The sequence below is a fragment of the Pseudomonas sp. R1-18 genome, from assembly GCF_051132095.1.
In the GTDB taxonomy this organism is placed as follows: domain Bacteria; phylum Pseudomonadota; class Gammaproteobacteria; order Pseudomonadales; family Pseudomonadaceae; genus Aquipseudomonas.
The window spans coordinates 423,468-435,746 of sequence record NZ_CP071658.1; the positions used below are offsets into that span (position 1 = coordinate 423,468).

General features: G+C 60.6%; 10 protein-coding genes. 9 read left to right on the forward strand and 1 reads right to left on the reverse strand.

The genetic code is table 11. The features are described from left to right. Positions 1-46: 46 nt before the first annotated feature. Complete coding sequence (alaC, locus tag J3P77_RS01900; protein ID WP_434679245.1) at positions 47-1,261, forward strand: alanine transaminase; 1,215 nt, start codon at positions 47-49, stop codon at positions 1,259-1,261. Positions 1,262-1,333: 72 nt separating this feature from the next. Here the strand turns inward: alaC and J3P77_RS01905 are convergent, their stop codons facing one another. After that, on the reverse strand, positions 1,334-2,053 hold the full coding sequence (locus J3P77_RS01905) for a hypothetical protein (RefSeq protein WP_434679246.1): 720 nt from the start codon (positions 2,051-2,053) through the stop codon (positions 1,334-1,336). 512 nt (positions 2,054-2,565) lie between these two features. Between J3P77_RS01905 and glyA the strand changes: the two genes are divergently transcribed. From glyA to J3P77_RS01945, 8 genes are all read left to right on the forward strand, one after another. Then, the gene (gene glyA, locus J3P77_RS01910; RefSeq protein WP_434679247.1) at positions 2,566-3,819 is read left to right on the forward strand and encodes a serine hydroxymethyltransferase; all 1,254 of its coding nucleotides are present in this window, start codon (positions 2,566-2,568) and stop codon (positions 3,817-3,819) included. A 17-nt stretch (positions 3,820-3,836) separates the two neighbouring features. Next, complete coding sequence (locus J3P77_RS01915) at positions 3,837-5,087, forward strand: sarcosine oxidase subunit beta family protein (RefSeq protein WP_434679248.1); 1,251 nt, start codon at positions 3,837-3,839, stop codon at positions 5,085-5,087. A 15-nt stretch (positions 5,088-5,102) separates the two neighbouring features. After that, the gene (locus J3P77_RS01920) at positions 5,103-5,414 is read left to right on the forward strand and encodes a sarcosine oxidase subunit delta (protein ID WP_434679250.1); all 312 of its coding nucleotides are present in this window, start codon (positions 5,103-5,105) and stop codon (positions 5,412-5,414) included. Continuing rightward, positions 5,411-8,428 carry a sarcosine oxidase subunit alpha gene (locus J3P77_RS01925; protein WP_434679251.1) on the forward strand — a complete coding sequence of 1,006 codons (3,018 nt, stop codon included), beginning with the start codon at positions 5,411-5,413 and terminating at the stop codon, positions 8,426-8,428. The genes J3P77_RS01920 and J3P77_RS01925 overlap by 4 nt, the downstream gene beginning before the upstream one ends. A gap of 164 nt (positions 8,429-8,592) precedes the next feature. Then, the gene (locus J3P77_RS01930; RefSeq protein WP_434679252.1) at positions 8,593-9,225 is read left to right on the forward strand and encodes a sarcosine oxidase subunit gamma; all 633 of its coding nucleotides are present in this window, start codon (positions 8,593-8,595) and stop codon (positions 9,223-9,225) included. Further along, positions 9,222-10,079 carry a formyltetrahydrofolate deformylase gene (locus tag J3P77_RS01935; RefSeq protein WP_434679254.1) on the forward strand — a complete coding sequence of 286 codons (858 nt, stop codon included), beginning with the start codon at positions 9,222-9,224 and terminating at the stop codon, positions 10,077-10,079. Before J3P77_RS01930 ends, J3P77_RS01935 begins: the two co-directional genes overlap by 4 nt. Positions 10,080-10,268: 189 nt before the next feature. Then, complete coding sequence (fdhA, locus tag J3P77_RS01940; RefSeq protein ID WP_434679255.1) at positions 10,269-11,468, forward strand: formaldehyde dehydrogenase, glutathione-independent; 1,200 nt, start codon at positions 10,269-10,271, stop codon at positions 11,466-11,468. Between the two features lie 241 nt (positions 11,469-11,709). Next, positions 11,710-12,276 (forward strand): DUF2780 domain-containing protein, encoded by a 567-nt coding sequence (locus J3P77_RS01945; RefSeq protein WP_434679256.1) that lies wholly within the window; start codon positions 11,710-11,712, stop codon positions 12,274-12,276. Positions 12,277-12,279: the final 3 nt, after the last annotated feature.

Here is a 12,279-nt window from a genome sequence, read left to right on the forward strand (position 1 = left end):
CAACGTCGCTCGGACGGTTCCGGGCGCTTACGTACGCGAGATACTCATGGCAGACCAAGGTTCGCCGCGCCGCTTTGCGCGCATCGATCGACTCCCCCCTTATGTATTCAACATCACCGCCGAGCTGAAAATGGCTGCTCGTCGCCGTGGTGAAGACATCATCGACTTGAGCATGGGCAACCCCGACGGGGCCACGCCGCCGCACATCGTAGAAAAACTGGTCACCGTCGCCCAGCGCGAAGACACTCACGGCTACTCGACTTCGCGTGGCATCCCGCGTCTGCGCCGGGCGATTTCCAACTGGTACAAGAAGCGCTACGAGGTCGATATCGACCCCGAGAGCGAAGCCATCGTCACCATCGGCTCCAAGGAAGGGCTGGCGCACCTGATGCTCGCGACCCTGGACCAGGGCGACACGGTGCTGGTGCCCAACCCCAGCTACCCGATTCACATCTATGGTGCCGTGATCGCCGGCGCCCAGGTGCGGTCGGTGCCGCTGGTGCCGGGCGTGGACTTCTTCGCCGAGCTGGAAAAGGCCATTCGCGGCTCGATTCCCAAGCCAAAGATGATGATCCTTGGTTTTCCGTCCAACCCGACCGCGCAGTGCGTCGAGCTGGATTTCTTCGAGCGCGTGGTTGCGCTGGCCAAACAGTACGACGTTCTGGTGGTCCACGATCTGGCTTACGCCGACATCGTGTACGACGGCTGGAAAGCGCCGTCGATCATGCAAGTACCGGGCGCCAAGGACATCGCGGTTGAGTTTTTCACGCTGTCCAAAAGCTACAACATGGCTGGCTGGCGGATCGGTTTCATGGTCGGCAACCCGGAACTCGTTGGTGCATTGGCGCGAATCAAGAGTTACCACGACTACGGCACCTTCACGCCTTTGCAGGTGGCAGCGATTGCCGCGCTCGAAGGCGACCAGCAGTGTGTGCTGGATATCGCCGAGCAGTATCGCCAGCGTCGCAATGTGCTGGTCAAAGGTCTGCATGAACTGGGCTGGATGGTCGAGAACCCCAAGGCGTCCATGTATGTCTGGGCCAGGATTCCCGAGGCTTATGCGCATCTTGGCTCGCTCGAATTCGCCAAGAAACTGCTCGCCGAGGCCAAGGTGTGCGTCTCTCCGGGCGTCGGTTTTGGTGAGTACGGCGACGACCATGTGCGCTTCGCGCTGATCGAAAACCAGGACCGCATCCGCCAGGCCGTGCGCGGCATCCGCGGGATGTTCCGGGCGGATGGGCTGGTTGTGCAAAAAAGCTGAAAACAGGATGTGATCGGTCGCCAAGGTCGTGCCGGTGCCTTGGCGCGCCTTGGGTTTTTTAGCGATGGAACCTTAAGCGGGAAGCGGCCTGGCTGGCAGCGGCGTAGATTTAATGAACGGAGTAAACGGAGGTTCAAAGTGGGTGGTGACGCCGTACACGATGGACAATTCATCGGAGCCGCTATCCACGTAATAGTCGCCCGGTATTGCGCACCGGACAGCTTCAGCTTCCGTTACTGTTGTTGAGTAGCTTCGCCCTTCAACGGTACGGATGTTGACCGAGGCATGACGGTCTTCAGCAATCCTGATGGTTCTGTCCATCACAATGTCTTCTTCAGATGGACTTACGTAAAAAGTCGAGCCTTTAGGAAGATAAAGAGGCAGATCGGATTCAGTAGCGTCCGGTGCGACGGGTGAAGGTATTTCCCATACGTAGATATCTGATATCACTTCTTCATCCAAAGAAGAAACGACCTTGAAGATAACGGAGTGAAAGGCATCGTTCTGATGAACGATGTCTTGCGTGCTTGCGTAAAGCCTGGCCTCGGTTATAGAAACCGCGGTGGAGAACGTTTTCCCTGTGCCCTCAGTGTAGACGGTAATCTGCGCCTCAAGGCTCTGCAGTTCTTGAATGGTCCTTAGTTTGACGGCGCTAAGTAGTTCCGAATCATGAAGCACGCCCTGGGAAAGGAAGAGCAGTGGGTCAGTGGTGAATGCTCGATTGTTTTTTTGCGAAGTCAGCGTTCTCCATAGCGCCGGCGTCAAGATATGGGTTCTTGCGGTTGTGCCCATGATTGTCTCCTTCCTGGAGTGGCTGGTAGTCGATCCGTTGAACTAAAAATGGAATGGTCCAAAAACACTGTCGCATGACGGCAGCGGTTTTAAAGTTATTCAGACCTGATTCGTAAATAGAACAGGCATGGTTGTTACCGTGCCGTCGGCCTTTTTGCATAGACAGACTATGTTCCGATGCCTGACGCGTCTACTGTCAGAACTGGCAGGTCTTGCTTCCATGATCATGTTGTTCGCCAGTCATTACCGGACCGCACAGCGGCGGTAATCCTTGCACGCAGCTGGCTGGAGTGTCGAAACCGAAAGCATCGATATACGTCTGGGCCAGATACATGTGCATAACGCGCAGCATGAGGAACGATCAGCGTTTGGTGGTCCATGTCGTAAACGCGCCTTTGTGTGGCGTCCATAGGCAATTGACCGGTCCTGCCCAGCCCTACCATCGCTTGCAAAAGGGCACTTCATCGCCCCGATGACAAGCCAGGCGCAACGCCGCCGCTGGGAGAACCGCGATGTTCAGCAAGCAAGACCAGATTCAGGGATATGACGATGCATTGTTGGCGGCAATGAATGCCGAGGAGCAGCGTCAGGAAGACCACATCGAACTGATCGCTTCGGAAAACTACACCAGCAAACGCGTGATGCAGGCCCAGGGCAGCGGTTTGACCAACAAATATGCCGAAGGCTATCCGGGCAAGCGTTACTACGGCGGTTGCGAACACGTCGACAAGGTCGAACAACTGGCCATCGACCGCGCCAAACAGCTGTTCGGCGCCGATTACGCCAACGTCCAGCCGCACTCCGGCAGCCAGGCCAACGCCGCTGTCTATCTGGCATTGCTGCAGGCGGGCGACACCGTGCTGGGCATGAGTCTGGCGCACGGCGGTCATCTGACTCACGGCGCCAAGGTCAGCTTTTCCGGTCGGCTGTACAACGCGGTGCAGTACGGCATCGATACCGCAACCGGGCTGATCGATTACGACGAAGTCGAGCGCATCGCCCTGGAATGCAAGCCCAAGATGATCATCGCCGGGTTCTCGGCCTACTCCAAAACCCTGGATTTCCCACGCTTTCGTGAAATCGCCGACAAGGTGGGCGCTTACCTGTTCGTCGACATGGCGCACGTCGCCGGGCTGGTGGCGGCAGGTCTGTACCCCAATCCGCTGCCGTACGCCGACGTCGTCACCACCACCACGCACAAGACCCTGCGCGGTCCGCGCGGAGGGCTGATCCTCGCCAAAGCCAACGAGGAGCTGGAGAAGAAACTGAACTCCGCGGTTTTCCCCGGCGGGCAGGGCGGGCCGCTGATGCATGTCATCGCCGCCAAGGCCGTGTGCTTCAAGGAAGCCATGGAGCCGGGTTTCAAGACTTATCAACAACAGGTGATCGACAACGCGCGCGCCATGGCGCAGGTCTTCATCGACCGTGGCTTTGACGTGGTGTCCGGCGGAACCGACAACCATCTGTTTCTGGTCAGCCTGATTCGCCAGGGCCTTACCGGCAAGGACGCGGATGCCGCGCTGGGCCGCGCTCATATCACCGTCAACAAGAACTCGGTACCGAACGACCCGCAATCGCCGTTCGTGACCTCCGGCCTGCGCATCGGTACGCCGGCCGTTACCAGTCGCGGTTTCAAGGTCGCGCAGTGTGTCGAACTGGCCGGCTGGATCTGCGACATCCTCGACAACCTCGGCGATGCCGATGTCGAGGCCAACGTGGCTCGCCACGTTGCGGCGCTGTGTACCGATTTTCCGGTTTATCGCTGAGTCAGGAGTCGCCCCAGATGCAACATTACTCAGGCTTCGGCCTTCTCAAACACTCCCTCAGCCACCATGAAAACTGGCAGCGCATGTGGCGCACGCCCACGCCAAAGCAGGTCTACGATGTGGTCATCGTCGGCGGCGGCGGGCATGGTCTGGCGACCGCTTATTACCTGGCCAAGGAACACGGCATCACTAACGTCGCCGTCGTCGAAAAAGGCTGGCTGGGCGGTGGTAATACCGCGCGCAACACCACCATCGTGCGCTCCAACTACCTGTGGGATGAGTCCGCTCACCTGTATGAACATGCGATGAAGTTATGGGAAGGGCTGTCGCAAGACCTGAACTACAACGTCATGTTCTCCCAGCGCGGCGTCTACAACCTGTGCCACACCCTGCAGGACATGCGTGACTCCGAGCGCCGTGTCAGCGCCAACCGCCTCAACGGCGTGGATGGCGAACTGCTCAACGGCAAGCAGGTCGCCGAGGAAATCCCGTATCTGGACTGCTCGAAAAACACCCGCTACCCGATCATCGGCGCGACCGTGCAACGCCGTGGCGGCGTGGCGCGTCACGACGCAGTGGCCTGGGGCTTTGCCCGCGCTGCCGATGCTCTGGGCGTGGACCTGATCCAGCAGACCGAAGTGATCGGCTTTCGCAAGGAAAACGGCATCTGCGTCGGTGTGGAAACCAATAAGGGCTTCATCGGCGCCAAGCGCGTCGGCGTGGTGACCGCCGGTAACTCCGGACACATGGCAAAACTCGCCGGCTTCCGCCTGCCGGTCGAATCCCATCCGTTGCAGGCGCTGGTATCCGAGCCGATCAAACCCATCATCGACAGCGTGATCATGTCCAACGCGGTGCACGGCTATATCAGCCAGTCCGACAAGGGCGACCTGGTGATCGGGGCCGGTATCGACAGCTGGGTCGGCTATGGCCAGCGCGGTTCCTATCCGGTCATCGAGCACACCATCCAGGCCATCGTCGAGATGTTTCCGGTGCTGTCGCGGGTGCGCATGAACCGCCAGTGGGGCGGCATCGTCGACACCACGCCGGACGCCTGCCCGATCATCTCCAAGACGCCGGTCCCCAACATGTTCTTCAACTGCGGTTGGGGCACCGGCGGGTTCAAGGCTACGCCCGGCTCGGGCAACGTGTTTGCCGCAAGCCTGGCCAAGGGCGAGATGCATCCACTGGCCAAGCCTTTTTCAATCGAGCGCTTTCACAATGGCGCTCTCATCGACGAACACGGCGCTGCCGCTGTCGCCCACTAACAGGAGAGTCCGACCATGCTGCATATCTTCTGTCCTCATTGTGGCGAGCTGCGCTCCGAAGAGGAATTTCACCCGTCAGGCCAGGCCCATATCCCGCGTCCGCTGGACCCGGGCGCCTGCACCGACGAACAGTGGGGCGACTACCTGTTCTTCCGCGACAACCCGCGCGGGCTGCATCACGAGCTGTGGAACCACGTCGCCGGTTGCCGTCAGTACTTCAACATGACGCGCAATACGGTGACTTACGAGATTCTCGAAACCTATCCGATTGGCGCCAAGCCCGCTTTCACCGACAAGGCAGCCAGTGGCCAGGGAGACAAGGTATGAGCCAGAACAACCGATTGCCCAATGGCGGGCGCATCAACCGCAGCAAAGTGCTCAACTTCAGTTTCAACGGCCAGACCTACCAGGGTTATGAAGGTGACTCGCTGGCGTCCGCGTTGCTGGCCAACGGGGTCGATATCATCGGCCGCAGCTTCAAGTATTCCCGCCCGCGCGGCATTTTTGCCGCCGGTTCCGAAGAGCCGAATGCGGTTCTGCAGATCGGCGCTACCGAAGCGACGCAGATCCCCAACGTGCGCGCCACTCAGCAGGCGTTGTACTCTGGCCTGGTTGCCACCAGCACCAATGGCTGGCCAAGCGTGAACAACGACATGATGGGTATTCTCGGCAGAGTCGGCGGCAAGCTGATGCCGCCGGGCTTCTACTACAAGACATTCATGTACCCGCAATCCTTCTGGATGACTTACGAGAAGTACATCCGCAAGGCGGCAGGGCTTGGGCGTTCGCCAACCGAGAACGATCCCGACAGCTACGATGCGATGAACCAGCATTGCGACGTGCTGATCGTCGGCGCGGGCCCATCGGGTCTGGCGGCGGCGCTGGCGGCTGCGCGCAGCGGTGCCCGGGTGATTCTTGCCGATGAACAGGAAGAATTCGGCGGCAGCCTGCTCGACAGCCGCGAAAGCCTGGACGGCAAGCCCGCGGCTGAATGGGTTGCAGAGGTAGTCCGGGAATTGAAGAGCCTGCGCAACGTAACGCTGTTGCCGCGCGCCACAGTCAATGGCTATCACGACCACAACTTCCTGACCATTCATGAACGTCTTACCGACCACCTCGGCGACCGCGCGCCCATCGGCATGGTGCGCCAGCGTATGCACCGGGTCCGGGCCAAACGTGTAGTGCTCGCAACCGGCACCCATGAGCGCCCACTGGTCTACAGCAACAACGATGTACCGGGGAACATGCTTGCCGGTGCGGTCTCCACTTACGTGCGCCGTTACGGTGTCGCGCCCGGCAAGAAACTGGTGCTGTCGACCAACAACGACTATGCCTACCGCGTCGCGCTGGACTGGCTCGACGCCAGTCTGCAGGTCGTGGCTATCGCTGACGCGCGGCACAACCCGCGCGGCCCGCTGGTCGAGGAAGCGCGTGCCAAGGGCATTCGCATTCTGACCTCCAGCGCGGTGATCGAAGCGCGTGGCAGCAAACGAGTAAGCGCTGCGCGGGTTGCGGCCATCGACGTTGCCGCTCACAGCGTCACCAGTCCCGGCGAGTGGCTGGACTGTGACTTGATCGCAAGCTCCGGTGGCTACAGCCCGATTGTTCACCTGGCTTCGCATTTGGGCGGCAAGCCCGTCTGGCGCGAAGACATACTCGGCTTCGTGCCCGGTGAAGCGCCGCAGAAGCGTGTTTGTGTCGGCGGCGTGAACGGCGTTTATAGCCTGGCCGATACGTTGGCGGACGGTTTCGAAGGTGGCGCGCGCGCAGCAAGCGAAGCCGGGTTCAAGGCCGTGGAAGGCGTCATGCCCAAGGCCCTCAGCCGCGCCGAAGAGCCCGCCGTCGCGCTGTTCCAGGTGCCGCACGAAAAAGGTACGGCCCGCGCGCCCAAGCAATTCGTGGATTTGCAGAACGATGTCACCGCCGCCGCCATCGAACTGGCGACCCGCGAGGGCTTCGAGTCGGTCGAGCACGTCAAGCGCTACACCGCGCTGGGCTTTGGCACCGATCAGGGCAAGCTGGGCAACGTCAACGGCCTGGCCATTGCGGCTCGCTCGCTCAACGTTTCCATTCCGGAAATGGGCACCACCATGTTCCGCCCCAACTACACGCCCGTGACCTTCGGCGCGATTGCCGGGCGGCACTGCAAGCACATTTTCGAGCCGGTGCGCTTTACCGCGCTGCACGCCTGGCACGTGAAGAACGGCGCCGAATTCGAGGACGTGGGGCAGTGGAAGCGGCCCTGGTATTTCCCAAAACGTGGCGAGGACATGCACGCGGCGGTCGCTCGCGAATGCAAGGCCGTGCGTGACAGTGTCGGTCTGCTGGACGCATCCACGCTGGGCAAGATCGACATTCAGGGCCCGGACGCCCGTGAATTTCTCAACCGTATCTACACCAATGCCTGGACCAAGCTGGATGTGGGCAAGGCGCGCTACGGCCTGATGTGCAAGGAAGACGGAATGGTCTTTGACGATGGCGTGACCGCCTGCGTCGGCGACAACCACTTCATCATGACCACCACCACCGGTGGCGCGGCCCGCGTTCTGCAGTGGCTGGAAATCTATCAGCAGACCGAATGGCCCGACCTGAAGGTGTATTTCACTTCGGTCACCGACCACTGGGCGACGCTCACCCTGTCCGGCCCCAACAGCCGCAAGCTGCTGGCTGAAGTGACCGACATCGACCTGGGCCGTGAAGAGTTTCCTTTCATGACCTGGAAAGAAGGGCAGGTGGCCGGCGTTCCGGCGCGGGTGTTCCGGATTTCCTTCACTGGAGAGCTCTCGTACGAAGTCAACATTCAGGCCGACTACGCGATGGGCGTACTGGAAAAGATCGTCGAGGCCGGGAAGAAGTACAACCTGACGCCGTATGGCACCGAGACCATGCACGTACTGCGTGCCGAAAAGGGCTTCATCATCGTCGGTCAGGACACCGATGGCTCGATGACGCCTGACGACCTGAACATGGGCTGGTGCGTCGGGCGGACCAAGCCGTTTTCGTGGATCGGCTGGCGGGGCATGAATCGCGAAGATTGCGTGCGTGAACAGCGCAAGCAACTGGTCGGCCTCAAGCCCGTCGACCCGACCAAGTGGCTGCCCGAAGGTGCGCAACTGGTGTTCGACACCAACCAGACAATCCCAATGAACATGGTCGGCCACGTGACGTCCAGTTACGCGCATAACTCGCTGGGTTATTCGTTTGCGATGGGTGTGGTCAAGGGAGGCTTGAAGCGTATGGGCGAAAAAGTCTTCGCTCCGTTGGCGGACGGCAGCGTGATCGAAGCCGAGATTGTTTCCTCGGTGTTCTTCGATCCGAAGGGCGAGCGGCAGAACGTCTGAGGCTGATATCCCTGTAGGAGTGAGCTTGCTCGCGATCGGCTGCGAAGCAGTCGTGAAAACAGTTGATGCGCGCTTACCTGAAAGTCGTTCCGACTTTATCGCAAGCAAGCTAGCTCCCACAGGATCGGGTTCTCCGCAACAACAGAATTCATAACAGGTGATTCATGACCACAGTCAATGTTTACCAGCAACGTCCCACCACCGGTGCCAAGGCCGAATCGCCGTTGTTTCATGCCAGCCTGGAAAGCCTGGTCGGCAAAGGTCGCTCGAACCCCGGCGTGCTGTTGCGCGAGAAAAAACTGCTTGGCCATCTGACCATTCGCGGTGATGCCCGCGATCCGGCGTTCGCATCCGGGGTTCACAAAGCGCTGGGCATGGAGCTGCCGGCGGCGCTTACGCTCGTTGTCAGTGGTGAAAGCTCGTTGCAATGGATGGGGCCCGACGAGTGGCTGCTGATCGTGCCGACCGGCGAAGAGTTCGCAACAGAGCAAAAGCTGCGTGACGCGCTGGCCGGGCTGCATATCTCAATCGTCAACGTCAGCGGCGGCCAGTCGATTCTTGAACTGACCGGTCCGAAAGTGCGCCAGGTGCTGATGAAGTCCACCAGCTACGACGTGCATCCGGACAACTTTCCGGTTGGCAAGGCGGTGGGCACGGTGTTCGCCAAGTCGCAGCTGGTCATTCGGCGCACCGGCGAGGAAACCTGGGAATTGCTGATCCGCCGCAGCTTCGCCGATTACTGGTGGCTATGGCTGCAGGACGCAGCCGCCGAATACGGATTGGGAATTCAGGCATGAGTCGCGCGCCCGATACATGGATTCTGACCGCCGACTGCGCCAGCGTGCTTGGCACGGTAGACGCGGTGACGCGCTATTTGTTCGAGCAGGGCTGCTACGTCACTGAGCACCACTCGTTCGACGACCGGCTGTCCAACCGTTTCTTCATCCGCGTCGAGTTCCGCCAGCCCGATGGCTTCGACGAGCAGGGCTTTCGCGCCGGGCTTGCGGAACGTGGCAGGGATTTCGGCATGGTCTTCGAGCTGACCGCGCCCGACTACCGGCCCAAAGTCGTGATCATGGTTTCCAAGGCCGACCACTGCCTGAACGACCTGCTGTATCGCCAGCGCATCAACCAGTTGGCGATGGACGTGGTGGCCGTGGTGTCCAACCATCCCGATCTCGAACCGCTCGCCCGCTGGCATGGAATTCCCTACTACCATTTCCCGTTGGACCCCAATGACAAGCCGGCGCAGGAAGCCAGGGTCTGGCGTGTCGTCGAGGAGTCGGGCGCCGAGCTGGTGATTCTCGCCCGTTACATGCAAGTGCTGTCCCCGGAGCTATGCCGCAAGCTCGATGGCAAGGCAATCAACATCCATCACTCCCTGCTGCCCGGTTTCAAGGGTGCCAAGCCTTACCACCAGGCCTACAACAAGGGCGTCAAACTGGTGGGCGCGACGGCGCACTACATCAACAACGACCTGGACGAAGGTCCGATCATCGCTCAGGGCGTGGAGGTAGTGGATCACAGCCATTATCCAGAGGACCTGATTGCCAGAGGCCGTGATATTGAAGGCCTGACACTGGCCCGGGCGGTGGGTTACCACATAGAGCGTCGGGTGTTTCTCAACGCCAATAGAACCGTAGTTCTGTAGGAGCGAACTTGTCCGCGAAGACGTACTACAGGCAATGCACATGCTGTGGTGGCACTGCCCTCTTCGCGGACAAGTCCGCTCCCACAAAAAAATTTGGACGCAAGTCAAACAAGCAATCCATGCGTTGCCGCAACACCTGAAGCACGCAGCGTATTTCTCCGCGACAACAATAAAAGCGAGGTGAAAAGCATGTCTGACAATCGTGGTGTGGTGTATCTCGGCGCTGGCAAGGTCGAAGTACAGACGATTCCCTTCCCTAAAATGCAGGACCCACGCGGCAAGCGTATCGAGCATGGTGTGATCCTGCGCGTGGTCTCCACTAATATCTGCGGCTCGGACCAGCATATGGTTCGCGGTCGCACTACTGCCCAGACCGGACTGGTGCTCGGTCATGAAATCACCGGCGAAGTACTGGAAGCCGGACGCGATGTCGAGAATCTCAAGGTCGGCGATCTGGTATCGGTGCCATTCAATGTGGCGTGCGGCCGCTGCCGCAGTTGCAAGGAGCAACACACCGGCGTGTGCCTGACGGTAAACCCCGCGCGGGCCGGTGGCGCCTACGGTTATGTCGACATGGGCGATTGGGTCGGCGGCCAGGCCGAATACGTGCTGGTGCCTTATGCCGACTTCAACCTGCTCAAACTTCCGGACCGCGACGCGGCCATGGAAAAAATTCGCGACCTCACCTGCCTGTCCGACATTCTGCCGACCGGCTACCACGGCGCGGTGACGGCTGGCGTCGGCCCAGGCAGCACTGTGTACGTGGCGGGTGCCGGTCCGGTCGGGCTGGCGGCGGCAGCATCGGCACGGCTGTTGGGCGCGGCGGTGGTGATTGTCGGCGACGTGAACCCGGCGCGTCTGGTTCACGCCAAGGCGCAAGGCTTCGAGATCGCTGACCTGTCTCAGGACACGCCGCTGCACGAGCAGATCGCTGCGCTACTGGGCGAACCGGAAGTGGACTGCGCCATCGATGCGGTGGGCTTCGAGGCTCGTGGACACGGACACGCCGGCGCGCAGTCCGAGGCACCGGCCACTGTGCTCAATTCCCTGATGGGCGTCGTGCGCGTGGCAGGCAAGATCGGCATTCCCGGCCTGTACGTCACCGAAGATCCGGGAGCGGTCGACGCCGCTGCGAAGATGGGCAGCCTGAGCATCCGCTTCGGCCTGGGCTGGGCAAAATCCCATAGCTTCCACACCGGCCAGACCCCGGTGATGAAGTACAACCGGCAGCTGATGCAGGCCATCATGTGGGACCGTATCAAGATCGCCGATGTGGTCGGTGTCGAAGTCATCAGCCTCGACGATGCGCCGCGTGGTTACGGCGAATTCGACGCCGGCGTGCCGAAGAAATTCGTGATCGATCCGCATAAGCTGTTCAGCGCTGCGTAAAAACGCCGGGGTCTCCAGGAGCGCGTTTACCCGCGACCACGGTCGGCCAGTGACACATTTGTTCGCTGGCGCGACCGGGATCGCGGAAAACCGCGCTCCTGCGATGACTGTGGGCGTGCACTCCGGTAGGAAATAACCCCTATCCGGCCTCTCACGCTGGGAACAAGCCCTTGCCCGTCCAGTCAAACCGAGTGTTTTTCCGCCTACTCACGGGCGGTTCAGGTTTGATGAGGTCGAGCACATGAACACTGCACGCGGTATGGCACTGGCAACATTGATGGCGCTGGCGACAAGCCAGGCAATGGCCTTCAATCTCAACGACGCAGCGAATGCAGTCACCAACGCCACGAGCGGCAATCAGAAAGCAACGGCAGCGCCCGAGGCGGCCGGTCTGCTCAACACGCTGGGCACTCAGCTCAATGTCACGCCTGAACAGGCCGTCGGCGGCACTGGCGCGCTGCTGGGGCTGGCGAAGAACAAATTGACCGGCGCGGACTATTCGCAGCTGACGAAATCGGTTCCAGGCCTCGATCAACTCTCCGGCTTGTCGGCTCTCGACAGCCTCGGCGGCGGTGGGCTGGGCGGACTGCTCGGTGGCGCGAAAGAATCGGGCAACAGTTCGGTGCTCAATCAGGCCTTGGGCAACGTGCAGGACATGGGCGACGTAAACAGTGCCTTCAAGGCGCTTGGCATGGACAGCAGCATGGTCAGCCAGTTTGTCCCGGTGATTCTGCAATACCTCGGCCAGCAAGGCGCCAGCGGCTCGGCATTGCAGAGCCTGAGCGGGCTATGGGGCGCTGGCAGCTGATGC

Excerpts from the sequence above, each read along its gene's own strand:
- alaC (WP_434679245.1), top strand. The coding sequence starts at position 47 with ATGGCAGACCAAGGTTCGCCGCGCCGCTTTGCGCGCATCGATCGACTC.
- J3P77_RS01905 (WP_434679246.1), bottom strand. The coding sequence starts at position 2,053 with ATGGGCACAACCGCAAGAACCCATATCTTGACGCCGGCGCTATGGAGA.
- glyA (WP_434679247.1), top strand. The coding sequence starts at position 2,566 with ATGTTCAGCAAGCAAGACCAGATTCAGGGATATGACGATGCATTGTTG.
- J3P77_RS01915 (WP_434679248.1), top strand. The coding sequence starts at position 3,837 with ATGCAACATTACTCAGGCTTCGGCCTTCTCAAACACTCCCTCAGCCAC.
- J3P77_RS01920 (WP_434679250.1), top strand. The coding sequence starts at position 5,103 with ATGCTGCATATCTTCTGTCCTCATTGTGGCGAGCTGCGCTCCGAAGAG.
- J3P77_RS01925 (WP_434679251.1), top strand. The coding sequence starts at position 5,411 with ATGAGCCAGAACAACCGATTGCCCAATGGCGGGCGCATCAACCGCAGC.
- J3P77_RS01930 (WP_434679252.1), top strand. The coding sequence starts at position 8,593 with ATGACCACAGTCAATGTTTACCAGCAACGTCCCACCACCGGTGCCAAG.
- J3P77_RS01935 (WP_434679254.1), top strand. The coding sequence starts at position 9,222 with ATGAGTCGCGCGCCCGATACATGGATTCTGACCGCCGACTGCGCCAGC.
- fdhA (WP_434679255.1), top strand. The coding sequence starts at position 10,269 with ATGTCTGACAATCGTGGTGTGGTGTATCTCGGCGCTGGCAAGGTCGAA.
- J3P77_RS01945 (WP_434679256.1), top strand. The coding sequence starts at position 11,710 with ATGAACACTGCACGCGGTATGGCACTGGCAACATTGATGGCGCTGGCG.